This window comes from Agrococcus sp. UYP10 (assembly GCF_040547205.1).
GTDB lineage: Bacteria > Actinomycetota > Actinomycetes > Actinomycetales > Microbacteriaceae > Agrococcus > Agrococcus jenensis.
Map to the genome: position 1 here is coordinate 1,972,793 of NZ_JBEPPG010000001.1, position 23,343 is coordinate 1,996,135.

23 protein-coding genes and 1 tRNA gene are annotated in these 23,343 nt (G+C 73.8%); 13 read left to right on the forward strand and 11 right to left on the reverse strand.

What is annotated here, in order from left to right; all coding sequences use genetic code 11:
* Positions 1 to 4: 4 nt before the first annotated feature.
* Positions 5 to 904, forward strand: a complete 900-nt coding sequence (gene nudC / locus ABIB37_RS09755; protein ID WP_354259806.1) for an NAD(+) diphosphatase — start codon at positions 5 to 7, stop codon at positions 902 to 904.
* Positions 901 to 2,607, forward strand: coding sequence for an ATP-dependent helicase (locus ABIB37_RS09760; RefSeq protein WP_354259809.1), 1,707 nt, complete (start codon positions 901 to 903; stop codon positions 2,605 to 2,607). The genes nudC and ABIB37_RS09760 overlap by 4 nt, the downstream gene beginning before the upstream one ends.
* Here the strand turns inward: ABIB37_RS09760 and ABIB37_RS09765 are convergent.
* On the reverse strand, positions 2,537 to 3,259 hold the full coding sequence (locus tag ABIB37_RS09765; protein ID WP_354259812.1) for a hypothetical protein: 723 nt from the start codon (positions 3,257 to 3,259) through the stop codon (positions 2,537 to 2,539). The two genes, ABIB37_RS09760 and ABIB37_RS09765, sit on opposite strands and share 71 nt — an antisense overlap.
* A gap of 85 nt (positions 3,260 to 3,344) precedes the next feature.
* On the reverse strand, positions 3,345 to 4,760 hold the full coding sequence (locus ABIB37_RS09770; RefSeq protein ID WP_354259815.1) for a zinc-dependent metalloprotease: 1,416 nt from the start codon (positions 4,758 to 4,760) through the stop codon (positions 3,345 to 3,347).
* A 20-nt stretch (positions 4,761 to 4,780) separates the two neighbouring features.
* Between ABIB37_RS09770 and ABIB37_RS09775 the strand changes: the two genes are divergently transcribed.
* The 4 genes from ABIB37_RS09775 to ABIB37_RS09790 all read left to right on the forward strand — a co-directional run bounded on the left by ABIB37_RS09775 (position 4,781) and on the right by ABIB37_RS09790 (position 9,939).
* Positions 4,781 to 5,917, forward strand: coding sequence for a YlbL family protein (locus ABIB37_RS09775; protein WP_354259818.1), 1,137 nt, complete (start codon positions 4,781 to 4,783; stop codon positions 5,915 to 5,917).
* A 71-nt stretch (positions 5,918 to 5,988) separates the two neighbouring features.
* The gene (locus ABIB37_RS09780) at positions 5,989 to 8,955 is read left to right on the forward strand and encodes a UPF0182 family membrane protein (protein ID WP_354259820.1); all 2,967 of its coding nucleotides are present in this window, start codon (positions 5,989 to 5,991) and stop codon (positions 8,953 to 8,955) included.
* A gap of 59 nt (positions 8,956 to 9,014) precedes the next feature.
* Positions 9,015 to 9,088, forward strand: a tRNA-Met gene (locus tag ABIB37_RS09785).
* A gap of 86 nt (positions 9,089 to 9,174) precedes the next feature.
* Positions 9,175 to 9,939 (forward strand): class I SAM-dependent methyltransferase, encoded by a 765-nt coding sequence (locus ABIB37_RS09790; RefSeq protein ID WP_354259823.1) that lies wholly within the window; start codon positions 9,175 to 9,177, stop codon positions 9,937 to 9,939.
* A 22-nt stretch (positions 9,940 to 9,961) separates the two neighbouring features.
* Here ABIB37_RS09790 and ABIB37_RS09795 read toward each other — a convergent pair whose 3' ends face one another.
* Both ABIB37_RS09795 and ABIB37_RS09800 read right to left on the reverse strand, forming a co-directional pair.
* Positions 9,962 to 10,678 carry an AIM24 family protein gene (locus ABIB37_RS09795; protein ID WP_354259826.1) on the reverse strand — a complete coding sequence of 239 codons (717 nt, stop codon included), beginning with the start codon at positions 10,676 to 10,678 and terminating at the stop codon, positions 9,962 to 9,964.
* Complete coding sequence (locus ABIB37_RS09800) at positions 10,675 to 10,980, reverse strand: thiamine-binding protein (RefSeq protein ID WP_123698305.1); 306 nt, start codon at positions 10,978 to 10,980, stop codon at positions 10,675 to 10,677. The genes ABIB37_RS09795 and ABIB37_RS09800 overlap by 4 nt, the downstream gene beginning before the upstream one ends.
* Before the next feature lie 106 nt (positions 10,981 to 11,086).
* On the opposite strand from ABIB37_RS09800, the gene ABIB37_RS09805 reads away from it, so the two are divergent.
* Positions 11,087 to 11,887 (forward strand): nitrilase-related carbon-nitrogen hydrolase, encoded by an 801-nt coding sequence (locus tag ABIB37_RS09805; protein WP_354259829.1) that lies wholly within the window; start codon positions 11,087 to 11,089, stop codon positions 11,885 to 11,887.
* 56 nt (positions 11,888 to 11,943) lie between these two features.
* Here ABIB37_RS09805 and ABIB37_RS09810 read toward each other — a convergent pair whose 3' ends face one another.
* Positions 11,944 to 13,152 carry an aminotransferase class I/II-fold pyridoxal phosphate-dependent enzyme gene (locus tag ABIB37_RS09810; protein ID WP_354259832.1) on the reverse strand — a complete coding sequence of 403 codons (1,209 nt, stop codon included), beginning with the start codon at positions 13,150 to 13,152 and terminating at the stop codon, positions 11,944 to 11,946.
* A gap of 92 nt (positions 13,153 to 13,244) precedes the next feature.
* Between ABIB37_RS09810 and ABIB37_RS09815 the strand changes: the two genes are divergently transcribed.
* Positions 13,245 to 14,666 (forward strand): S1C family serine protease, encoded by a 1,422-nt coding sequence (locus tag ABIB37_RS09815; protein ID WP_354259835.1) that lies wholly within the window; start codon positions 13,245 to 13,247, stop codon positions 14,664 to 14,666.
* Here the strand turns inward: ABIB37_RS09815 and ABIB37_RS09820 are convergent.
* A complete protein-coding gene (locus ABIB37_RS09820) occupies positions 14,663 to 15,568 on the reverse strand; it encodes a hypothetical protein (RefSeq protein WP_354259838.1) in 906 nt (301 codons plus the stop codon). The genes ABIB37_RS09815 and ABIB37_RS09820 overlap by 4 nt on opposite strands.
* A gap of 125 nt (positions 15,569 to 15,693) precedes the next feature.
* On the opposite strand from ABIB37_RS09820, the gene ABIB37_RS09825 reads away from it, so the two are divergent.
* A complete protein-coding gene (locus ABIB37_RS09825; RefSeq protein WP_354259841.1) occupies positions 15,694 to 15,987 on the forward strand; it encodes a DUF3039 domain-containing protein in 294 nt (97 codons plus the stop codon).
* A gap of 7 nt (positions 15,988 to 15,994) precedes the next feature.
* Here ABIB37_RS09825 and ABIB37_RS09830 read toward each other — a convergent pair whose 3' ends face one another.
* Complete coding sequence (locus tag ABIB37_RS09830) at positions 15,995 to 17,284, reverse strand: nicotinate phosphoribosyltransferase (protein WP_502914069.1); 1,290 nt, start codon at positions 17,282 to 17,284, stop codon at positions 15,995 to 15,997.
* Positions 17,285 to 17,350: 66 nt separating this feature from the next.
* Between ABIB37_RS09830 and ABIB37_RS09835 the strand changes: the two genes are divergently transcribed.
* On the forward strand, positions 17,351 to 17,890 hold the full coding sequence (locus ABIB37_RS09835; protein WP_354259847.1) for a GNAT family N-acetyltransferase: 540 nt from the start codon (positions 17,351 to 17,353) through the stop codon (positions 17,888 to 17,890).
* A 16-nt stretch (positions 17,891 to 17,906) separates the two neighbouring features.
* Here ABIB37_RS09835 and ABIB37_RS09840 read toward each other — a convergent pair whose 3' ends face one another.
* Genes ABIB37_RS09840 through ABIB37_RS09855 form a run of 4 tightly spaced genes read right to left on the reverse strand, consistent with a single transcriptional unit; the run spans position 17,907 to position 21,016 of the window.
* Complete coding sequence (locus ABIB37_RS09840; RefSeq protein ID WP_354259850.1) at positions 17,907 to 18,842, reverse strand: ABC transporter substrate-binding protein; 936 nt, start codon at positions 18,840 to 18,842, stop codon at positions 17,907 to 17,909.
* Positions 18,839 to 19,573, reverse strand: coding sequence for an ABC transporter permease (locus tag ABIB37_RS09845; protein WP_354259853.1), 735 nt, complete (start codon positions 19,571 to 19,573; stop codon positions 18,839 to 18,841). Before ABIB37_RS09845 ends, ABIB37_RS09840 begins: the two co-directional genes overlap by 4 nt.
* Positions 19,549 to 20,190: an ABC transporter permease gene (locus ABIB37_RS09850; protein ID WP_354259855.1), complete on the reverse strand. Its 642-nt coding sequence runs from the start codon at positions 20,188 to 20,190 to the stop codon at positions 19,549 to 19,551. Before ABIB37_RS09850 ends, ABIB37_RS09845 begins: the two co-directional genes overlap by 25 nt.
* 13 nt (positions 20,191 to 20,203) lie before the next feature.
* Positions 20,204 to 21,016 carry an ABC transporter ATP-binding protein gene (locus ABIB37_RS09855; RefSeq protein ID WP_354259858.1) on the reverse strand — a complete coding sequence of 271 codons (813 nt, stop codon included), beginning with the start codon at positions 21,014 to 21,016 and terminating at the stop codon, positions 20,204 to 20,206.
* Positions 21,017 to 21,118: 102 nt separating this feature from the next.
* Between ABIB37_RS09855 and murI the strand changes: the two genes are divergently transcribed.
* Genes murI through rdgB form a run of 3 tightly spaced genes read left to right on the forward strand, consistent with a single transcriptional unit; the run spans position 21,119 to position 23,327 of the window.
* Positions 21,119 to 21,955 (forward strand): glutamate racemase, encoded by an 837-nt coding sequence (gene murI / locus ABIB37_RS09860; RefSeq protein ID WP_354259861.1) that lies wholly within the window; start codon positions 21,119 to 21,121, stop codon positions 21,953 to 21,955.
* A gap of 11 nt (positions 21,956 to 21,966) precedes the next feature.
* A complete protein-coding gene (gene rph / locus ABIB37_RS09865; RefSeq protein ID WP_354259864.1) occupies positions 21,967 to 22,701 on the forward strand; it encodes a ribonuclease PH in 735 nt (244 codons plus the stop codon).
* On the forward strand, positions 22,698 to 23,327 hold the full coding sequence (gene rdgB, locus ABIB37_RS09870; RefSeq protein WP_354259867.1) for an RdgB/HAM1 family non-canonical purine NTP pyrophosphatase: 630 nt from the start codon (positions 22,698 to 22,700) through the stop codon (positions 23,325 to 23,327). The genes rph and rdgB overlap by 4 nt, the downstream gene beginning before the upstream one ends.
* The last annotated feature ends 16 nt before the right edge of the window (positions 23,328 to 23,343 follow it).

A 23,343-nucleotide genomic window follows, 5' to 3' on the forward strand; every position in this document is an offset into this window, starting at 1 on the left:
TGACGTGCAGGTTCCCCCGCTCGCCCGATCGGCGCTCGACCGCGACCACGCGTCGCGGCTCGCGCCGGATGCGGTCGACCGCGCCCTCGAGGACCCCTCGACCCGCATCATCGCGGTCGCTGGCGATCGTGCCCCGGTGCGCGACGGCGCGCTCGTGCGGTTCGCCCCGGACGCGCTGCCCGCCGACGTCGAGCTGCTCGTGCCGCTCAGCTGGCTCGGCCGTGCCGTCGGCGCCGACGGCACGGTCGGCGGCGCGATCCTGTCGATGCTCGTCGCCGAGCCCTTCGACGTGCCCGGCGCCGAGTGGCGCTCGCTGCGCGAGGTGGGTGCCGATCTCGACGACGCCGACGCCGGCGCGCTCGTGCAGGCGGTCGCGCTCGGCGTCTGGCAGCGCGAGAGCCACCACAGCCCGATCGACGGCAGCCCCGCCGACTTCGAGGAGTCGGGCTGGGTGCGCCGCGACGCGAACGGCGGCGCCCACTTCCCGCGCACCGACCCGGCCGTGATCGTGGCGATCCACGACCGGGCCGACGAGCGCATCCTGCTCGGCCACAACGCGGCGTGGCCCGAGGGCCGCTACTCGCTCATCGCGGGCTTCGTCGACCCGGGCGAGTCGCTCGAGGCCGCCGTCGTCCGCGAGGTGCGGGAGGAGACCGGGCTCGAGGTCGTCGAGCCGCACTACCTCGGCTCGCAGCCCTGGCCGTTCCCGCGCAGCCTCATGATCGGCTTCGAGTGCGTCGCCGACGACCCGGGCACCATCCGCCCCGACGGCGTCGAGATCCTCGACGTCCGCTGGTTCACGCGCGACGAGCTGCGGGCGGGCGCCGTGCAGCTGCCGGGCCGCACCTCGATCGCGTCGTGGATCCTCGACGCCTGGCTCGCGCGCGGCGCCCGACCCGCGTGACCGATCGCGTGCTGACCGACGCCGACCGCATCCTCGCCGGCCTCGACGAGCAGCAGCGCCAGGCGGCGACGACGCTCGGCGGTCCCGTCGCGATCCTCGCGGGCGCGGGCACCGGCAAGACGCGGGCGATCACGCATCGGATCGCCTACGGCGTCGCGACCGGCGAGCAGGCCGAGCACGCCTCGCTCGCGCTCACGTTCACGAGCCGGGCGGCGGGGGAGATGCGCACGCGGCTCGCGCGCCTCGGTGCCGGCGGGGTGCAGGCGCGCACCTTCCACGCGGCGGCGCTCGCCCAGCTGTCGCACTTCTGGCCGCGGCTCACCGGCTCCGCGATGCCGCGGCTGCTGCCGCAGAAGGCGTCGCTGCTCGCCGACGCCGCGGCGCAGCTGCGCCTGCGGCTGCCGACGGCGCAGCTGCGCGACGCGGCCGGCGAGATCGAGTGGCGCAAGTCGCAGGCGATGACGATGGAGGACTACGGGCTGCAGGCCCGCATCCGCCCGATGCCGACGGGCATCGCCCCCGACGCGATGATCGACCTCCACATGGCGTACGAGCGCGTGAAGGACGAGCGGCGGCAGATCGACTTCGAGGACGTGCTGCTCGCGACCACCGGCATGCTCGAGCGGGAGCCCGTGGTCGCCGACGAGGTGCGATCCCGCTACCGCCACTTCACCGTCGACGAGTACCAGGACGTCTCGCCCGTGCAGCAGCGGCTGCTCGCCGCGTGGCTCGGCGAGCGGCGCGACGTGTGCGTGGTCGGCGACCCGAGCCAGACCATCTACTCCTTCGCCGGCGCCGACCCGGCGAGCCTCAACCGCTTCGTCCACGACCACCCGGACGCCGAGGTCGTGCGGCTCGAGCGGTCGTACCGCTCGACCGCGGCTATCGTCGGCTGCGCGAACCGGCTCATGCGCGGGCGCGACGCGCTCACCCTCACGGCCGCGTCGGGCGAGCCGGGGCGGGAGCCGAGCGCGACCGTGCACGGCAACGACTCCGCCGAGGCCGCCGCGGTCGCCGCCGCGTGCCGCGCGCAGGTCGACGCGGGCGCCGACCCGGGCGACATCGCGGTGCTCACCCGCTTCCACGCGCAGGCGGGGCTGCTCGAGCAGGCGCTCGCGGGCGTCGGGCTGTCGTCCACGGTGCGCGGATCGACGCGGTTCTTCGAGATACCCGTCGTGAAGCGCGCCGTGCTCATGCTGCGGAGCGCGCCCGCGGACGGCAGGCCGGTGTTCCAGGCGGTCGCCGACATCGTCATGGGGCTCGGCTACTCCGCCTCGCCGCCCGCGACCCACGGCGAGGAGCGCGCCCAGTGGGATGCGCTGCACGCGCTCGTCACGCTCGCCGAGGAGGCGGGCGGCACCGACCTGCCCGGCTTCGCGCGCGACCTCGAGCGGCGCGCGGCGACGGAGCACGAGCCGACGCTCGCGGCCGTGACGATCGCGACGATCCACGCCGCGAAGGGCCTCGAGTGGCCGCACGTGCACGTGATCGGGCTCGCGGAGGGGCTGCTGCCGGTCTCGCACGCGACGACGCTCGCCGAGATCGACGAGGAGCGCCGACTGCTCTACGTCGCCATCACCCGCGCGCAGCGGTCGCTCTCGCTCACCTGGGCGCGCCACTCCGGGCACGCCGTCAGGCAGCCATCGCGGTTCCTGGCCGAGATCGGTGGGGGCAGCGCGCCCGGGAGCGCCGCAGCGCGCTGACCGCGGCGTCGCACTGCCGGATGCGCGCGCCCCATCCTGCGGGCAGCGCCTCGTCGGCCGCCCGGCGGAGGGCGCCGAGCACCGTGACGACCGTCTGCGCCGCCGCGATCGGGCTCGGCACGGGCGTGAGGTGGCCGGGGAGCAGGGCGTCGCCGTCCAGGCGCGTCGCGTCCTGCCGGGCGCAGTGCGCACACCCGGCGCCCGCGGGCACGAACGGCCCGACCTGCACCCAGACGTCGCCGACCACGACGGGCAGGTGCGCGAGCCTCGACGCCGCGAGCCGCTCGAGCTCGGCGTCCGGCAGCCGCCACGCCGCCACCGGCAGCACGAGCCCGTCGTCGCGCGCGGGATGGCCCGACAGCCGCGCGGCGCGGTGCAGCGCGTCGGCGAGCGGGATGCGGCCGCGCACGCGCACCCCGAGCGTTGGCGGCGCGGGCTCGAGCGCCGGGCCCACCGCGCGCAGCAGCACGGCGGCCGGCTCGTCGCCCAGCAGGTGCTCGAGCTCGCGGCGCACGACCCCGCGCGTCAGCGCCGCGATGCCGAGGAGCGTCGGGTCGTCCGCGTCGAGCTCGGCGACCGGCTGCTGCGCGCCGATCGCGATGCGATCGGGCGCGCTGCGGAAGACGGCGAGGTGCGGATCGAGGCGCAGCATGGCGGCATGGTGCGCCCATCGGCAGCGCCGCGTCGCCGGCTCTCCACAGGCCGGCGCTCCACCGGTCTACGCTTCGCGGGCCGGCTCAGCGCTGCGGCGGGGTGTCCTCGCCCGTGCCGTCGCCCGGGTCGTCGCTCGGCGCGTCGTCGGCCTCGGTCGGTTCGGCCTCGGCGGGCGCCTCGCCCTCCGCGCGCTCGGCGTCGTCGAGCAGCTCCTGCAGCGCGAGGTCCATCTCGTCGAGCTCGCCGGCACCCTGCAGCCGCGCGATGACGCGCGAGGGGTCGTCGATGTCGGCCCCGTCGGGCATGAGGTCGGGCTGGTCCCAGAGCGAGTCGCGCACCTCGGCGCCCACGGCATCCGTCACCGCGCGCCAGAACGCGGCCGCCTCGCGCAGCCGGCGCGGCCGGATCTCGAGGCCGACGAGCGTGCCGAACGCCTTCTCGGCGGGGCCGCCCGTCGCGCGCCTCCGGCGCACCATCTCGGCGATCGACTCGCGCTTCGGGAGCCTGGCGGTCGCCGTCTCGGTGACCGCGTCGACCCAGCCCTCGATGAGGGCGATCGTCGTCTCGAGGCGCGCGAGCGTCTCGACCTGCTCGGGCGTCTTCGGCGGGATGAGCGCACCGCTCTTCAGCGCCTCGCGCAGCTCGTCGGGGTTCGTCGGGTCGAACGACTCCGCGAGCTCCTCGAGCCGGTCGACGTCGATGCGGATGCCCTCGGCGTACTCGCGCACGGACGAGAGCACGTGCAGGCGCAGCCAGCGCGCGTGGTGGAAGAGCCGGGCGTGCGCGAGCTCGCGCGCCGACATCCAGATGCGCACCTGGTCCTCGGGGATCTCGAGCCCCTCTGCCACCGCGCGCAGGTTGACCGGCAGCAGCGCCGCGGTGCCCTCGAGCAGCGGGAAGCCGAAGTCGCCGCCCGCGACGGTCTCGCCGGCGAGCTGGCCCACCACGTTGCCGAGCTGCATCGCGAACATCGTGCCGCCGACGTTGCGGAGGATGCGCTCCGCGCCCGCGAGCATCTCCTGCGCCTCCTCAGGCGCGTGCTCCTGCATCGCGGCCGTGAGCGCGTCGGAGATGCTGTTCGCGACCGGCTCGCTCATCTCCTGCCACACGGGGATCGTCGCGTCGACCCACTGCTGCCGCGAGAGCAGCTGCAGCTCGGTCGCGGCCGCGCCGATGTCGGTCGTCTCGCTCAGCCACAGCGCCGCGAGCTCTGCCGCCTGCCGCACCGCGTCGCGCTCGGCGCTCGACACCGAGCCCGGGTCGCGCTGCACGACGGCCGCGGCCTGGCGGCGGGACGCCTCCCAGTCGATGCCGTCCTCGGTGCGCGCGAGCGCCGCCTGCAGCTGGGCCATCAGGGCCTGCAGCTGCGCGGGATCGGAGGGCATGCCGGCAGCGCCTGCCAGTCGGGCGGGATCGATCGGCCCATCGCCCGACAGGAACTTCTGCAGCATCTCGCGCAGCTCGTCCTCAGGGCGTCGATCGTCGGAGTCCTCAGGCATGCGACTACGCTAGCCGCAGCATGTCGCAACCCGCGGGGAATCCGCCCATCCCGTCCTCCGCCGTCCGCGAACACCCGGTGCAGCACCGGTTCCCGGACGTGCGGCCCCGCCGCGTGCGCCGGGCCGGATGGGTCGGGCTGGGCATCGCGGCGGTCGCGTCGCTCGCGCTCGCCTTCCTGCCGTCGCCCTACGTGGTCGAGACGCCCGGCCCCACCTTCGACACCCTCGGCGCCACCGACGCCGGCCCGCTCATCACGATCGACGGCGCCGAGACGTACCCGACCGAGGGGGAGCTCCGGCTGCTGACCGTGTCGCTGCTCGGCAACCCGCAGCGGCCGCTCACCTGGATCGACGTCGCCGAGGCATACCTCGACCCGTCCGACTCGATCATCCCGATGGCCGCCGCCTTCCCGCCCCAGGTGTCGGTGGAGGAGTCGAACGAGGCGGGCCGCATCGAGATGCAGAACTCGCAGTCCGCGGCCGTCGCGGCCGCTTTGCTGCACGAGGGCCTCGAGGTCGAGAGCGACGTGCGCATCGCCGGCGTCATCCCCGGCTCGCCCGCCGAGGGCCTGCTCGAGGAGGGCGACCGCATCCTGCGCGTCAACGGCGAGGCGGCGTACGACGTCTTCTCGATCCGCGCGTCCATCGCGGCCGTCGACGGCCCCACGACGCTCGAGATCCAGCGCGGCGACGAGGCGCTCACCGTCGAGGTGACGCCGGTCGTCGAGGACGGGCAGAAGATCGTCGGCATCTACCCGTCGAACGAGTTCACGTTCCCGTTCGAGGTCGACATCCAGCTGCCGAACGTCGGCGGACCGAGCGCCGGCATGATGTTCGCGCTCGGGGTCGTCGACGAGCTGACCCCCGGTGCGATGACCGCCGGCACGCGCTGGGCCGGCACCGGCACGATCGCCGCGCTCGGCGATGTGGGCCCGATCGGCGGCATCGTGCAGAAGATGCACGGCGCGGTCGACGCCGGCGCGACGCACTTCCTCGCACCGGTCGAGAACTGCGGCGAGGTCGTCGGGCACGTGCCCGAGGGGCTCACCGTCTTCGCGGTCGACACGCTCGACGACGCGATGGCGGCGATCGACGCGGTGGCCATGAACGAGGACACGTCGGCGCTCCCGACGTGCGAGGCTGCGCCCGCGCCGTAGCGCGGTCTGCTCATAGGCGGGGCGGATACCATGAGCGGCACCGCCCGCCCCGCACCTTGGAGCTGAACGACGTGTCTTCCAACGCCGAACGACCGACCCCAGCGACCGTCAGGCGGCAGCGTCCATCGCCGCTGCTCATCACGATCCTGATCGTCGCCGCCATCATCGGGGCGTTCGTGCTCTTCTCGGGGTTCTACGCCGATGTGCTGTGGTTCGACCAGCTCGGCTTCGTGCAGGTGCTGCAGACGCGCTGGCTGTCGATTGCCGTCATGTTCCTCATCGGCTTCCTCGGCATGGCGGTGCCGCTCGCGATCAGCGTGCAGATCGCCTTCCGCTCGCGCCCCGTCTACGCGCAGCTCAACTCGCAGCTCGACCGCTACCAGGAGCTCGTCGAGCCGCTGCGCCAGGTCGGCATGTGGGCCGCGCCCGTCGTGCTCGGCCTCTTCGCCGGCATCGCGTCCGCCACGCAGTGGGAGACGGCGCAGCTGTGGCTGCACCGCACGCCCTTCGGCGAGACCGACCCGCAGTTCGGGTTCGACATCAGCTTCTACGTCTTCGAGCTGCCGCTCTACCAGCAGATCGTCGGCTTCGCGCTCGCGGTGCTCTTCATCAGCGGCGTCGCGACGCTCGCGACCGCCTATCTCTACGGTGCCATCCGCGTGACGGGCCGCGAGTTCCGCATCTCGCGCTCCGCGCGCATCCAGCTCGCGATCATCGTGGCGCTCTACATGCTCGCGCTCGGCGTCTCGATCTGGCTCGGCCAGTACGCCGCGCTCGCGATGACCTCGCAGGGCTTCCTCGCCACCGGCGCCGGCTACACCGAGGTGAACGCCACCATCCCCGGCGCGCAGATCCTCGCGGGCATCGCGGGCCTCGTCGCCATCTTCTTCATCATCACCGCGGTGATCGGCCGCTGGCGCATCGCGATCGTCGGCACCGCGCTGCTCATCGCCGCCTCGCTCGTCGTGGGCGTCGCCTACCCGGCGATCGTGCAGCGGTTCCAGGTCGACCCGAGCGCGCGCACGCTCGAGGAGCCGTTCATCCAGCGCAACATCGACGCCACCCGCGCCGCGTGGGGCATCGACGGGATGGTCGAGAGCGAGTCGGATGCGCGCACGGACGCCGAGCCCGGCGCGCTCCGCGCCGACGCCGAGACGACCGCGAACATCCGCATCATCGACCCGGCGCTCGTCACCGACGCGTTCGCGAACCTGCAGGAGTACCGCCAGTACTACGGCTTCGCCGAGCAGCTCGACGTCGACCGCTACGAGGTCGACGGGCAGACGCAGGACACCGTGATCGCGGTGCGCGAGCTGGACCTCTCGGGGCTCGAGGAGGACAGCTGGTACAACCGGCACATCGTCTACACGCACGGCTACGGCGTCGTCGCGGCGTACGGCAACCAGCGCGGGCCCGAGGGCCAGCCGGTCTTCCTGCAGCAGGGCATCCCGACCGAGGGCGCGCTCGGCGAGTACCAGCCGCGCGTCTACTTCGGCGAGTCGACGCCCGACTACTCGATCGTCGGCGGCGCCGAGGGCTCCGCGCCGCTCGAGCTCGACTACCCGCGGTCGGCCGAGGAGGGCAGCGGCAACGCCAACACCACCTTCTCGGAGGACGGCGGCCCCAAGCTCGACTCGTTCATCAACCGCCTCGTCTACGCGCTGAAGTTCCAGTCGGAGCAGATCATCCTGTCCGACGCCGTCACCGCCGACTCGCAGATCCTCTACGACCGCGACCCGCGCGACCGCGTCGCCGCCGTCGCGCCGTACCTGACGCTCGACAGCGACCCCTACCCGGCGGTCGTCGACCAGCGGCTCGTCTGGATCGTCGACGGCATGACGACGACCTCGATGTACCCGTACTCGTCGCACCGCTCGATCGCGCAGACGATCGCCGACGTGACGAACGCGAACCCCGAGCTCACCGCCGGCGACATCGTGAACTACATGCGCAACTCGGTGAAGGCCGTGGTGGACGCGTACGACGGGTCGGTGACGCTCTACGCGTGGGACCCCGAGGACCCGATCCTGCAGGCGTGGATGCAGATCTACCCGGGCACGGTGCAGCCGATGAGCGCGATGTCGGGCGAGCTCATGAGCCACGTGCGCTACCCGGCCGACATGTTCAAGCTGCAGCGCAACGTGCTCGGCGACTACCACGTCACGAACCCCGCGACCTTCTTCTCGGGCGACGACCAGTGGGCGACGCCCTCCGACCCGACGTGGTCGAACGCGCAGGTCACCGCGCCGCCGCAGCCGCCGTACTACCTGACGATGTCGGTGGACGGCCAGGACCCCGCGTTCACGCTCTACTCCACCTTCATCCCGCGCGACGGCCGCGAGGTGCTCTACGGCTACCTCTCGGTGAACGCCGACGCCGGCAGCACACCAGGGCAGGTGAGCGAGGACTACGGCAGGCTGACGCTGCAGTCGCTGCCCAAGGAGGGATCGATCCCCGGCCCCGGCCAGGTGCAGAACAACTTCGACACCGACGCCGAGGTCTCGCAGGTGCTCAACATCCTGCAGCAGGGCTCCACCGAGGTGCTGAACGGCAACCTGCTGACCCTCCCGGTCGGCGGCGGCCTGCTCTACGTGCAGCCGGTCTACCTGCAGTCGACGGGTGCGACCTCGTTCCCGGTGCTGCGGAAGATCCTGGTCGCGTTCGGCGACGACATCGCGTTCGAGGACACCCTCGACGAGGCGCTCGACTCGCTCTTCGGCGGCGACTCCGGTGCCGACGCGGGTGACTCCGGCGTCGACCCCGTGCCGACCGAGCCCGGGCAGGAGGGCGAGCAGCCCGCGCCCGAGACGGATCTGCAGACGCAGCTCGACGCGGCGATCGCGCAGGCGGGCACGGCGCTCCAGGAGCGCCAGGCCGCCTACGCCGAGAACGACCTCGTCGCGGCCGCGGAGGCCGACGAGCGGCTCACCACGGCGCTCGCGGAGGCCATCCGGCTCTCGGCCCAGATCGAGGGCGAGGCAGCGCCCGAGGAGGCTCCGGCGGAGACGCCGGCGCCGGAGGAGACCACCGCGCCGTAAGCATCCGGTGGGGCCGATTTGCCCTGCTGCCCAGTCCCTGGTAACGTCTCTTCTTGTGCCGCGGGGTGGAGCAGCTCGGTAGCTCGCCGGGCTCATAACCCGGAGGTCGCAGGTTCAAATCCTGTCCCCGCAACAAGAAGTCCGCGAACTGCGGCACACGAAGAGGCCCCCGCGAGGGGGCCTCTTCTGCGTCGTGGCGCGGGCGATTAGCCTCGCCGCATGGGCTTCGCGGTCTCAGCCGAGTCGTACGACCGGTTCATGGGCAGGTTCTCGGTGCCGCTCGCCGCGGTCTTCGCCGACTTCTCGGGAGTCGCGGCCGCCGCAGCGGGCGCGGTGCTCGACGTCGGCAGCGGCCCCGGCGCGCTCACGGACGAGCTGCTCGCGCGCGGCGCGACCGCGACGGCGATCGACCCCTCGCCGAGCTTCGTCGCGGCCGCGCGCGCGAGGCACCCGTCGGTCGAGGTCGTCGAGGGCGTCGCCGAGGCGCTGCCGTTCGCCGACGCGAGGTTCGACGCCGCCCTCGCGCAGCTCGTCGTGCACTTCATGCGCGACCCCGTGCAGGGGCTGACCGAGATGGCGCGCGTCACGCGCCCGGGCGGCACGGTCGCCGCGTGCGTCTGGGACCACGCGACCGGCCCGCTCGGCGCCTTCTGGGCGGCCGTCGCCTCGCTGCACGACGGGCCGGGGGAGCCGCCCTCGGAGGCGCGGCGGCCGGGCGCGCACCGCGGCGAGCTCGCGGACCTCCTGCAGGCGGCGGGGCTGCGGGACGTGCGGGAGGAGCCGATCGCGGTGACGGTCGCCTTCCCCGACGTCGCGTCGTGGTGGCAGCCGTTCGAGCTCGGGGTCGGGCCCGCGGGCGACCACGTGGCGGGCCTCGACGCGGCCGCGCGCGAGCGACTGCGCGATCGCTGCGGCGAGCTGCTCCCCGAGCCGCCCTTCGAGGTGCGCGCGGTCGCCTGGGCGGCCAGGGGCACGCGCGCCTGACGCGGCGCGCGTGCCTCGCGGGCTACTCGAAGAGCCCGCCGATGCCGCCGCCGCTGCTGCTGCCGCCGTTCGAGCCCGAGACCTGCTGCCGGCCCTCGCTCGGCTGCACCACGACGAAGCCCGGGCCGTGGAACGCGAGCTGGAAGGCCTCGCCCGTGCCGCCGCGCAGCAGCGAGCGCATGTTCATGCTGTTCACGACGCTCGGCTGCAGGTTCGACGACCAGCAGACCGCGGCGTTCGGGTCGACGAACGTCGGCTGGCGGGAGCAGTCGAGCAGCATCGGCTGCCCCTCGCACGAGACGCCGACCGTGCCGGCGCCGCCGAGCTCCAGGTTGAACAGGCCGCCGGCCATGATGTTGCCGCTGCGCAGCATCTTGATGTCCCACTGCAGGTTCGCGTCGAAGGCGAGCAGGTTCTTGCCGCTCACCGACAGGCCCTCGTTCTCGAGCAGCACCGTGAAGACGTTCGCGGCGTCCCGCGCGAGGAAGACCTCGCCCTGCCCGCGCATCCGCATGAGCGGTGCGCCCTCACCGGTGACGAGCTTCTTCAGCATGCGCGCGGCGCCGGCACCCTCGTGCTGGAACTCGATCTGGCCCTGGTAGGCGACCATCGCGCCCTTCGCGGCCAGCACGTCGCCGCCGTTCGCGACGTTCGTGCGCAGCATGTAGCTGGACTGCTTCACCCACCGCTCGGTCGACTGGGTCTCCTGATTCGCCTCTGCGAACAGCTCGGATCTCATGCGTCCCCCTCCAGGGCCTGCTCGAGCCTGACGACCTTGCCGTCGAGCTCACCCGTCCATCCGGGCCGGATGTCCGCCTTGAGGACGAGGGATGCGCGCGGGCTGAGCGCCAGGACGGCGTCGGTCGCGCGGCGCACGACGTCGAACACCGCATCCCACTCGCCCTCGATCGTCGTGAACATCGCGTCGGTGCGGTGCGGCAGCCCGCTCTCGCGGACCACGCGCACGGCCGCGGCGACCGCGTCGTGCACGGAGCCGTCCGGGCCGGCGGTGCCGGGTGCAACGGAGAATGCCACGAGCATCCTGCTCCCTTCGTCGGTGCGATCTTGGCATCCGCATGCTGGAAGCGCACGCGGCTCGCCACGGCTCCCGACAGCCCGCGCACGGCCGCCGCCGTAGGCTCGGAGCATGGACGAGCGAGACGGAGTGCTGACGGCCGCGGCCGTGCAGTGGGCGCCGGGCGAGGACGTGGACGCGAACAGGGATGCTGCTGCCGCCTGGATCGATGCGGCCGCCGCGCGCGGCGCTCGCCTCATCGTGCTGCCCGAGTACTCGCAGCACTGCTCGAGCGACCTCGCCGCCACCGCGCCCGCGGCCGCCGAGCAGCTCGACGGACCGTTCGCCGCGATGCTGACGGAGCGCGCGGCCGCCCACGACGCGCTCGTCGTCGCCGGCCTGCTCGAGCGCCGGGGCGGCGGCGTCTCGAACACCGTCGTCGCCGTCGACGCGACCGGGGTGCGCGTCGCCTACCGCAAGGTGCACCTCTACGACGCGTTCGGGTCGAGCGAGTCCGACTGGCTGACGGCCGGTGACCCCGGACAGGTGCCGGTCGTCGAGGCGCTCGGCACCCGCATCGGCATCCAGACCTGCTACGACCTGCGCTTCCCGGAGGCGACGCGGCGGCTCGTGGACGCGGGCGCCGACGTCGTGGTCGTGCCCGCCGAGTGGGTGCGCGGACCGCAGAAGGAGCGGCACTGGACGACGCTCGTCACGGCCCGCGCGATCGAGTCGACGGTGCACGTCGTCGCCGCCGACCAGGCGCCGCCGCTCGGCGTGGGCTGCTCGCTCATCGTCGACCCCATGGGCGTGGCGCTCGCAGCGCTCGGCGACGGGGAGGGCCTGGCCGTCGCGCCGATCGACGCGGAGGTCACCGCGGCGACGCGCGTGCGCAACCCGTCGCTCGCGAACCGGCGCTACCGCATCGCCTGAGGACGACGGCGCGCGGTGCGCGGCGGGCGCTGCGCAGCGCGCTCAGCGCGGCGGGCTCAGGGCACCGGCTGCAGCACCGCGCTCTTGAGCCCCGCGAGCCGCGAGGCGGCCTCGTGGAGCGTGTCGTCGGACTTGCAGAACGCGAACCGCATCGTCGAGCGCAGGTCGCGCCGCGACGGCCGCGCGAGCGCGAGCAGCGGCACGCCGACGACCCCGACGAGCTCCGGCATGCGCCGGGCGAGCGCCGTCGCGTCGTCGATGCCGAGCGGCGCGGCGTCGGCGAGCAGGAAGTAGCCGGCCATCGCGTCGTGCACCGTGAAGCCGGCCTTCCGCAGCCCGCGCGCGAGGATGTCGCGCTTGCGGGCGAAGGTCTGCTGGATGGTGTCGAAGTGCTCGTCGGCGAGCCGCAGGCCGACGGCGACCGCGGGCTGGAACGGCGCGCCGTTCACGAACGTCAGGTACTGCTTGACGGCGCTGATCTGGGCGATGCGCTCCGGCGTCGACATGATCCAGCCGACCTTCCAGCCGGTGACGGAGAACGTCTTGCCGGCCGACGAGATCGACACGAGCCGGTCGCGCGCCGCGTCGATCGTGGCGATCGGCACGTGCCGCTCGTCGTAGACGAGGTGCTCGTAGACCTCGTCGGTGACGATGATCGCGTCGCGGCGCTCGGCGACGCGCACGATGTGCCGCATCGACGCCTCGTCGAAGACGGTGCCCGTCGGGTTGTGCGGCGAGTTCACGATGATCATGCGCGTGCGCGGCGTCGCCGCGCGCTGCAGCCGGTCGGGGTCGGGCTGGAAGTCAGGTGCGGCGAGCGGCACGGGCACGAGCACGGCGCCGGCGAGCGCGGCGACCGCGGCGTAGGCGTCGTAGTAGGGCTCGAAGACGATCACCTCGTCGCCGGGGGAGAGGTAGGCGAGCATCGTCGCGGCGAGCGCCTCGGTCGCGCCGGCGGTGACGAGCACGTCGCCGCGGCCGAGCCCGATGCCGTAGAAGCGCCGCTGGTGCTCGACGACCGCGTCGATGAGCTCCTGGCTGCCGCGGCCGGGGCCGTACTGGTTCCTGCCGTGGTCGATCGCGTGCTTCGCCGCGTCGAGCACGGCCCGCGGACCGTCCTCGTCGGGGAAGCCCTGCCCGAGGTTGAGGGCGCCGGTCTTCGACGCGAGGGCGGTCATCTCGGCGAAGATCGTCGGCGCGAGCCGGCCGTCCGTGCCGAGCAGTCCTGCGCCCGCTGCGGTCCGCTGCCAGGGTGCCTGCTCCATGCTCCGAACGCTACTCGCTCCCGCCTCCCTTCCGACGCTCGACATCGGGATCGCATGGGAACCGCATGGATTCGGGTGCCACGCTCGAGCACATGACGAACCCGTACGATCGCGTGCCGAACCCCGCTGGCCCGCAGCAGCAGCCGCAGCAGCCCGCTCAGGCCTCGGCCCCCGACGGCCAGCGCTGGCAGGGCTGGCAGCAGCCCTCCTCGCCGTCCGCCCAGGGCGGCCCGCATGCCCAGGGCGGCCCGCATGCCCAGGGTGGCCCGTACGCCCACGGCGCGCCGCCGGTCCCCGGCGCCGAGCACCCGACGCTCGCCTACGCGCCGATCGGCGAGCAGCCGGCACCCGCCGCTGCTGCGCCGCGCGCATCCCGGCGCACCGGCCTCGTCGTGACGTCGCTCGTCGCGGCGGCGCTGCTCGGCGGCGCTGCGGGCTTCGGCGGCGGCGCGCTCGCGCTCAGCCAGCAGCAGCCGCAGACGCAGTCGGCGCCGGGCGCCGGTGCGACCGGCGAGACGGTCTCCGACCCGTCGACGATCGCCGACGTCGCCGCGGCGGCCGGCCCCTCCGTCGTGACCGTGCAGGCCTCGTCGAGCTCCGGCTCGGGCGAGGGGTCGGGCGTCGCGATCGCGGCGGGCGGCTACATCGTCACGAACAACCACGTCGTCACCCTCGACGGGCAGGCCGCCGACGCGACCATCACGGTCGAGACGAGCGATGGCCGGCTGCTCGCCGCCGAGATCGTCGGCACCGACCCGATCGTCGACCTCGCGGTCATCAAGGTCGACGCGGAGCTGCCCGTCATCACGTTCGCCGCGAGCGATGACGTGCGCGTCGGCGACACGGCGATCGCCATCGGCGCGCCGCTCGGCCTCTCGAACTCGGTGACCGACGGCATCGTCTCGGCGGTGGACCGCGGCCTGCGCATCGCCTCGAGCGCCGCGCCGAGCGAGGAGGACCAGTCGCAGCAGCAGCCCTTCGGCTTCTGGCAGCCCGACGGCACCCAGGCGGCCGCGGAGGACATCTCCATCCCGGTCGTGCAGACGGATGCGTCGATCAACCCGGGCAACTCCGGCGGCGCGCTGCTGAACGCGGCGGGCCAGCTCGTCGGCGTCAACGTGGCGATCGCGAGCATGGGCTCGGAGAGCTCGTCCGGCTCGATCGGCATCGGCTTCGCCATCGAGTCGAGCCTCGTGCAGCGCGTGGTCGACGAGATCATCGCCGACGGCACCGCGAGCCACGGCCTGCTCGGCGCGTCCGTGAGCGACGTGACGGATGCCTCCGTCGGCTCGGTGGGCGCCCTCATCCGCGAGACGGTCGAGGGCGGCGCGGCCGCTGCCGCGGGCCTGCAGGCAGGCGACGTGGTGACCGCGATCGACGGGCAGCCGGTGACCGGCGCGACCGACGCGACGGCGCAGGTGCGGGCCCACGCCGGCGGCGAGACCGTGACCGTCGCCTACCTCCGCGACGGCGACGAGGCCGAGGCCGAGGTGACGCTGAGCGAGCTCGGCTAGCCGCGACCCCCGTCGGTCCCCGCGCCGTCGGTCCCCTCGGGGGCCGGCGGCGCGCTGTCCTCGAGGGGCAGGTCCTCGTCGACCGGCGGCACGTCGGCGCGCCGCTGCCGCAGCCGCCGCAGCCCGCCGCCAAGGCCCTCGCGCTCGATCGCGCGCGCCTCGCGGATGCGCTCGCCGAGGCTCGGCCGCACCTCGCGCACGACCGGGGCGAGGCTCGGGTCGAAGGCGACCGGCGGGGGACCGAAGGCCTCGCGCGCCGCCTGCACGATCTGGCGGCCGAGGATGTGGTTGCCCACGCCGCCGACGACGGCGCCGATCCCGAACGGCAGCGCGCGGCCCAGCATCGATGCGCCGGTGTTGCGCGCCATCCGCTTGAGGAAGGCGCGCCGCAGGAAGTCCACGACCTGGCCCATCATGCCGGTGGGCAGGCGGGACGTGACGAGCTCGCCCCAGAACGCGCTGCCGGCCGCGCCGCGGCCGAGCGACTGCTCGGCGACGCGCTTGACGAGCGCCTTGCCGCCGGAGCCGAGCATGAGCCCCATCACGAGCGCCTTCGCGCGCTCCGGGTCCTCGACCTGGATGCCGTGCACCTCGGTGACGGCCTGCGCGAAGAAGGCGCTCGCCTCGAGGAAGCCGACGGTCTCGGCGACGGTCAGCCCGAGCGCCGCGGCGGTGCCGATGCCGGGGGCGACCGCGGTCGCGCCGACGGCCGCGCCGCCGCTCGTGACGGCGGCGAGGTACTGCTTCTCGAGCCGCTCGATCACCTGCGCGGGCGACAGCTCCGGGTGCTTGCGGCGGAGCGAGCGCAGGTGGTTGACCACGAGCGGCCGCTGCACGCCGAGGATGCGGTCGAGCGTGGCGACGAGCCAGCCGAGGTCGTCGTCGCGTTCGATCTCCTGCATGGTTCTCCCTCATCCGGTGCCGGATGGGCATCCGGCGCAGACGAGAAGCATGCCGCCACGAGCCGGGAGCAGGCTGAGCGTGCGATGCCGGGTCGCGGGATGCCGGGTCGTGGGATGATGGAGGCATGACGCAGCTGCCCGCACCCGACACCGCAGGCCCCGGCTCGATCGGCGCCGGCGGGAGCACCGACGTGCTCGACCGCGAGCTCGAGAAGCTCCTCAACGAGGAGTCGGTGGAGGACGGCGACCACGACCGGTTCTCGCACTACGTCAAGAAGGAGAAGATCCTGCAGTCCGCGCTCTCGGGCAAGCCCGTGCGCGCGCTGTGCGGCAAGAAGTGGACCCCGGGCCGCGACCCGGAGAAGTTCCCGATCTGCCCCGCCTGCAAGGAGATCTACGAGAAGCTCCGCCAGGAGTAGGCCGTCCTCAGCGGAAGACGGTCGGGATGACCGGCTCGCCCCGCGCGAGGCGGTGCGCCTCGTTCGGGAGCTCCGCGACGGCGGCGTCGTGGCGCTCGCGAGCGGCGGCGACGCCCTGCCGGCCGAGCCAGCGGTCGTCGATCTCGCCGCCCTGCACGAGCGGCACCTGCAGCGCGCGGCCGCCGGCCGCCGCCGCGTCGAGCGTGGGCCGGTGGTCGGTGACGAGCACGGTCTCCTCGACGGCGACGCCCTGCTCGAGCGTGCGCACGGCGACCTTCTCGCCCGGCTTCGACGCCTTGTCCTCGGAGTGCTTCGCGACGCCGACCCACGCGCCGTCGTCGCCCTGGCGGGCGACGAGCTTGTAGACCATGCCCGCCGCGGGCGCCCCCGAGCCGGTGACGAGGCTCGTGCCCACGCCGTAGGCGTCCACCGGGCTCGCCTGCAGCGCCGCGATCGCGTACTCGTCGAGGTCGCTCGTGACGGTGATGCGCGTGCCGGTGGCGCCGAGCGAGTCGAGCAGCGCCCGCGCCTCGCTCGCGACCTCGTCGAGGTCGCCGGAGTCGAGGCGGATGCCGCCGAGGCCGGTGCCGGCGACCTCGATGGCCGTGCGGATGCCCTGCTCGATGTCATAGGTGTCGACGAGCAGCGTCGTGCCCACGCCGAGCGCGTCGATCTGCGCCTGGAAGGCGGCCGCCTCGGAGTCGTGCAGCAGCGTGAAGGAGTGCGCGGCGGTGCCCATCGTGGGGATGCCCCAGCGCGATCCGGCCGCGAGGTTGGAGGTGGCGCCGAAGCCGGCGATGTAGGCGGCGCGGGCGGCGGCGATCGCCGCCTCCTCGTTCGCGCGGCGCGAGCCCATCTCGGCGACCGGGCGGCCCTTCGCGGCGCGCGTCATGCGGGTGGCGGCGTTCGCGACCGCCGAGTCGTAGTTGAGCACCGAGAGCGCGAGCGTCTCGAGCACGACCGCCTCCGCGAACGAGCCCTCGACGACGAGGATGGGGGAGCCCGGGAAGTACAGCTCGCCCTCCGCGTAGCCGCGGATGTCGCCCGAGAACCGGTAGTCGGCGAGCCAGTCGAGCAGCTCGCTCGAGACGATGTGCTCGTCGCGCAGGAAGCGCAGCTCGTCGTCGCCGAAGCGGAAGTCGGCGAGCAGCTCGAGGAAGCGGCCCGTGCCGGCGACGACGCCGTAGCGGCGGGCGCCCGGGAGCCGGCGCGCGAACACCTCGAAGACGGAGGGCCGGAACGCCGTGCCGGCGCGCAGCGCGGCGTCGATCATCGTCAGCTCGTAGCGGTCGGTCATGAGCGCGGTGTCGGTCACGGCGCAAGCCTATGACGCGCCCCCGCTCGGGGCGGGTAGCGTGGCTCGGTGCCCGCATCCTCCCGACCCCTGCCCGATGGCGTCGAGCTGCGCCCGCCGACCCCGGCCGACGCGCCCGCGTGGGCGCTGTTCCTCGTCGAGGAGCAGCTGCGCACCTATGCCGGTCTGCTGCCGGACGCCTTCCACGAGGACGGCCTCGCGCAGGCCGACATCCAGGGGCTCGCGGACGCCTTCGCCGCGCCCGGCGACGCGCAGCGGCGCATCGCGTGGCTCGGCGACCGCATCGTCGGCGTCGCGGCCGCGGAGCCCGCCCCGGCGGCGTGGGAGGTCGAGCTCGGCTTCGTGCCCGCGCCGGCTGCGCGCGAGCTGGGGCGCCTCTACGTGCACGCCGACCTGCATGGCACCGGGCTCGGCGGCGTGCTCTTCGACGAGGTCGTCGACGAGCGGCCGCACTACCTCTGGCTCATCGACGGGAACGCCCGCGCCGCTCGGTTCTACGAGCGGCGCGGGTTCCGTCACCTGGACGAGCGGGTGTCGACCGGCCCGACCTGGGGCCACATCAGCATGCACCGCATGCTGAAGGACTGACCCCGACGCGGCGTGCTCAGCCGAGCAGCCCCTGCTCCTCGAGCCACGCTGCCGCGATGTCGGCGGCCGGCGACTGGTCGACGGTGCTGCGGCGGTTGAGCTCGATGAGCTCGTCCGACGTGAGCGCCGCGCTGATCTCGTTGACGACCGCCTGCGCCTCCTCGTCGACGCGGTCGCTCGCGACCGGGACGACGTTCGACGACAGGAAGAGGCCCTCGGTGTCCTCGAGCACGACGAGGTCGTTCTCGGCGATCTCCGGCTGCGCGGTGTAGAGGATCGCGAGCTGGACGTCGCCGTCCTGCAGCGCGCGCACGGTGAGCGGGCCGCCGCCGTCCTCGATCGGCGTGAAGCCGACCTCGATGCCGTAGACGTCGGCGAGGCCCTGCGGCCCGTTCGGCCGCGTCTCGGCCTCGGAGTTCGCGCCCATGGTGAGCGGCACGTCGACGTTCGCGAGGTCGGCGACCGTCGTGAGGTCGTACTGCTCGGCGAACTCGCGCGTCACCACGTAGGAGTCCTGGTCGGTGGCGGGTGCCTGGTCGAGGATCGTGATGCCCTCGGGCGCGGCCTCGGTGAGCGCCGCGTAGACCTCGTCGCTCTCGCGCTCCTCCGGGGCGTCGGCCCAGACCTGCAGCAGCGGGCCGGTGTACTCCGGGAAGAGGTCGATCGAGCCGGACTCGATCTCGGGCAGGTAGACCTCGCGCTGCCCGATGCGCAGCTGGCGGTCGATCGTGTAGCCGGCGTTCTCGAGCCCCTGGGCGTAGAGCTCGGCGATGATCTCGTTGGAGTAGTAGTCCTGCGAGCCGACGACGAGCGTCGTGCTCTCGCTGCTGCCGCTCGGCGCGGTGCTGGGGCTCTCCTCGAGCGGGTCGGCGCTCGAGCAGCCGGCCAGGACGACACCGGCGGTGCCGAGCGCGGCGAGCGCGAGGCCCGCCCTGCGGATGGGAGTGGTCATGCGGAGTTCCTCTCTGATGCGCGTGCGCGCGCGGTGGTGCGTGGGGTGCCGAGTGGTTCGGCGCGGCGGGCCGCCGCGGATTGGGCGGCTTGGAACAGCAGCTCGACGACGAGCGCGAGCAGCGCGACGAGCAGCGAGCCGGCGAGCATGACGCCGTAGTCGCGGGTCTTCAGGCCGGAGAAGATGAGCCGGCCGAGGCCGGTGTCCGAGACGTACGCCGCGAGCGTCGCCGTCGAGATGACCTGCAGCGCTGCGGAGCGGAGCCCGCCGATGAGCACGGGGCTCGCGAGCGGCAGCTCGACGCCGGTGAGGATCTGCCGCTCGGTCATGCCGATCGCCCGCGCCCCGCCGATCACGAGCCGGTCCACCGACTCGACGCCGGCGTACGCGCCCGCGAGCACGGGCGGCAGCGCGAGCACGACGAGGGCGAGGAACGGCGCCTCGAACCCGATGCCGAGCAGCAGCCCGAAGATCGTCAGCAGCCCGAGCGTGGGGATCGCGCGCGCGCCGCTCGTCAGCGCGATGACGAGCCCGCGGCCGCGGCCGGTGTGCCCGATGAGCACCCCGGCAGGGATGCCGATCGCCGCGGCGACGAGCAGCACCGCTCCGGAGAACGCGAGGTGCTCGAGGATCCGCAGGCCGATGCTGCCGTCCCCTGCCCAGTTGGCAGGGTCGAGCAGGTAGGCCATCGCCTCCGCGAACAGGTTCACGCCGCCACCGCCCGTCGCCACGGCATCGCGAGCCTGCCCGCGAGCACGACGAGCGCGTCGAGCGCGAACGCGACGACGACCGTGAGCACGATGCCGGTGACGATCGACGCCTCGATGCCGCGCTGGAAGCCGTCGGTGAAGAGCGTGCCGAGGCTCGACGCCCCGACCACGGCGCCGACCGTGACGAGGCTCACGGTCGAGACCACCACGACGCGCAGCGACGACAGCAGCACGGGGCCGGCGAGCGGCAGCTCGACGCGCCAGAAGCGCGCCCACGCGGAGTGGCCCATCGCATCCGCCGCGAGCATCGTCTCGCGGGGCACCGAGCCGAAGGCGTCGGCGGCGCCGCGCACGAGCAGCGCCACGCCGTAGAGCGTGAGCGCGACGACGATCGTGACGGGGGAGCGCACCGGCACCCCGATGATCGGCGCGACGATGATGAACAGCGGCAGCGACGGCACGGCGTAGAGGAGTCCGGTGCCGGTGAGCAGCGGCGTGCGGGCGCGGCGGTAGCGGGAGGCGAGCCAGCCGAGCGGCACCGACACGAGGATCGCGAGCACGATCGGCACGATCGACAGCACGAGGTGGTCGACGAGCAGCGCGCCGACGATGTGGAGGTTCTGGCTGAGCCAGGTCATGGCGACGCCGCCCTCACCGCGCCAGCACGCCGGTCGGGCGGTCGTCGCCGTCCACGACGATGCTGCGGCCGTCGACCTCGCGGATGCGGAGCGTGCGGCGAGCGCTGCCCGCGCCCACGAAGCTCGCGACGAACTCGTCGGCGGGGTTCGCGAGGATCTCGGCGGGCGTGCCGCGCTGGGCGATCTCGGCGCCCTTCCGCAGCACGAGCACCTCGTCGCCGAGCGCGAAGGCCTCGTCGATGTCGTGCGTGACGAAGACGATGGTCTTGCCGAGCTCGGCCTGCAGCGACCGCATCTCGGCCTGCAGCTGGTCGCGCACGATCGGGTCGACGGCGCCGAACGGCTCGTCCATGAGGAGGATGTTGGGGTCGGCGGCGAGCGCGCGGGCGACGCCGACGCGCTGCTGCTGCCCGCCGGAGAGCTGCCCGGGGTAGCGGTCGGCGAGCGCGGTGTCGAGGCCGACGCGCTCGAGCAGGCCGAGCGCATCCTGCCGAGCCTGCCTGCGGCTGCGGCCCTCGAGCACCGGCACGGTCGCGACGTTGTCGGCGATCGTGCGGTGGGGCAGCAGGCCGCCCGCCTGCAGCACGTAGCCGATCGACCGGCGCAGCTTCACGGCATCCATCGAGCGCACGTCGACGCCGTCGATGCTGACGGTGCCGCCGGAGGGCTCGACCATGCGGTTGATCATGCGCAGCAGCGTCGTCTTGCCGCAGCCGGACGAGCCGACGAGCACCGCGACGGCATGCGAGGGGATCGTGAGGCTGAAGTCCGCGACCGCGACCGTGCCGCCGGGATACTCCTTGCGCACGGATGCGAACTCGATCACGCGGACTCCTGCCGTCGGGATGCAGACGATACCGCGCCCCGCTGACACGACGCTCCAGGCGGTGCGCGGGCCGCTCGGCGCGCCGCGGCTAGGCTGGCCGACGTGCAGCGCCCGATCGGAGTCTTCGACAGCGGCGTCGGCGGTCTCACCGTGGCGCGCGCGATCATCGACCAGCTGCCCGCCGAGTCGATCACCTACATCGGCGACACCGCGAACGGCCCGTACGGCCCGCGCGCGCAGGCCGAGGTGCGCCACCTCGCGCTCGACGTGCTCGACACGCTCGTGGCCCAGGGCGTGAAGATGCTCGTCATCGCCTGCAACACCGCCTCGGCCGCGACCCTCGACATCGCGCGCGAGCGCTACGAGGAGGGCATGGGCATCCCGGTCGTCGAGGTCATCGACCCGGCCGTGCGCGCCGCCGTGCGGCAGAGCCGGTCCGGGCGGATCGGGGTGATCGGCACCGCCGGCACGATCGGCTCGGGCGCGTACCAGCGCGCGTTCGCCGAGGCGGGCGTGCCGCACGTGGCCGCGGGCGCGGCGCCGCGGTTCGTCGAGTTCGTCGAGTCCGGCGTCACGACCGGCGACGAGGTGCTCGCCGCCGCGCACGAGTACCTCGAGCCGCTGCTCGCGGAGCGCCCCGACACGCTCGTGCTCGGCTGCACCCACTACCCGCTGCTCGCCGGCGCGATCGGCTACGTCGCCGGCCCGGACGTGCGGCTCGTGTCGAGCGCCGAGGAGACGGCCGCGGACGTCTACCGCATCCTGAGCGACCGGCAGCTGCTCGCGCCGCCCGGCGCGATCCCGGCCTACGAGTTCGAGGCGACGACCGAGGCGCAGGAGCCCTTCCTGCGGCTCGCCCGCCGCTTCCTCGGGCCCGAGGTCACGCACGTCGAGTTCCACCAGACCGGGGTCATCCAGCTCCCCGGCCGCACCGACTGAAGGAGATCACCGTGGCTGATACAGGCACGCGCAAGGACGGCCGGCAGGCCGACGAGCTGCGGCAGGTCACGATCGAGCGCGGCTGGAGCGAGCAGGCGGAGGGCAGCGCCCTCATCTCGTTCGGCTCCACGCGCGTGCTCTGCACCGCATCCGTCATGCCCTCCGTGCCGCGATGGATGTCGGGCAAGGGCAAGGGCTGGGTGACGGCGGAGTACGCCATGCTGCCGCGCTCGACGAACGAGCGCATGGACCGCGAGAGCATCAAGGGCCGGGTCGGCGGGCGCACGCACGAGATCTCGCGGCTCATCGGCCGGTCGCTCCGCGCCGCGGTCGACATGCGGGCGCTCGGTGAGCTCTCGATCGCGGTCGACTGCGACGTGCTGCAGGCCGACGGCGGCACCCGCACCGCGGCGATCACGGGCGCCTACGTCGCGCTCGCCGACGCGATCGCGTGGGCGCAAGCGAACGGCCGCGTGCCGGCGAGCGCGAAGCCCATCATCGACTCCGTCGCGGCGATCTCGGTCGGCATCGTCGACGGCAGGCCGCTGCTCGACCTCGCCTACGTCGAGGACGTGCGGGCCGGCACCGACATGAACGTCGTCGCGACCGGCCGCGGCCTGCTCGTCGAGGTGCAGGGCACCGCCGAGGGGGCGCCGTTCGACCGCTCGGAGCTCGACGCGATGGTCGACCTCGCGCTCGCCGGCACGCAGCGGCTCACCGAGCTCCAGCGCGAGGCGCTCGCATGACCCCCGTCGACACGGGCTTCGGCGCCACCGGCGTCGACGTGCGCGGCGGCGGCCTGCAGGTCGTCGTCGCCACGCGCAACCCGCACAAGATCGAGGAGCTGCAGCGCATCCTCTCGCCGCTCCTGCCGGGCGTCGAGCTGCTGCCCGACGACGGGCCCGAGCCCGTCGAGGACGGCGACACGTTCGAGGCGAACGCGCTCATCAAGGCGCGCGCCGCGCACGAGCGCACCGGCCTGCCGGCGCTCGCGGACGACTCCGGCATCGCGGTCGACGCGCTGGACGGCGCACCCGGCATCCACTCGGCGCGCTATGCCGGCACGCGCGAGGACCTCGACAACCTGCAGCTGCTGCTCGCGAACCTCGAGGGCCGCACGGACCGCGCCGCGAGCTTCGTCTGCGCGGCCGCGTGGGTCGACGCCGACGGCGAGCTCGTCGAGCGGGGCGAGTGGGCCGGCACGGTCGCGGATGCGCCGCGCGGCGAGGGCGGGTTCGGGTACGACCCGGTCTTCCTTCCTCACGACGGCGACGGCCGCGCCGCCGCGGAGCTGAGCGCCGAGGAGAAGGACGCGCGGAGCCACCGCCGCATCGCCTTCGAGGCGCTCGCCGCCCGCATCGCCGGGCGCTGACCCCCGCCCGAGCGCG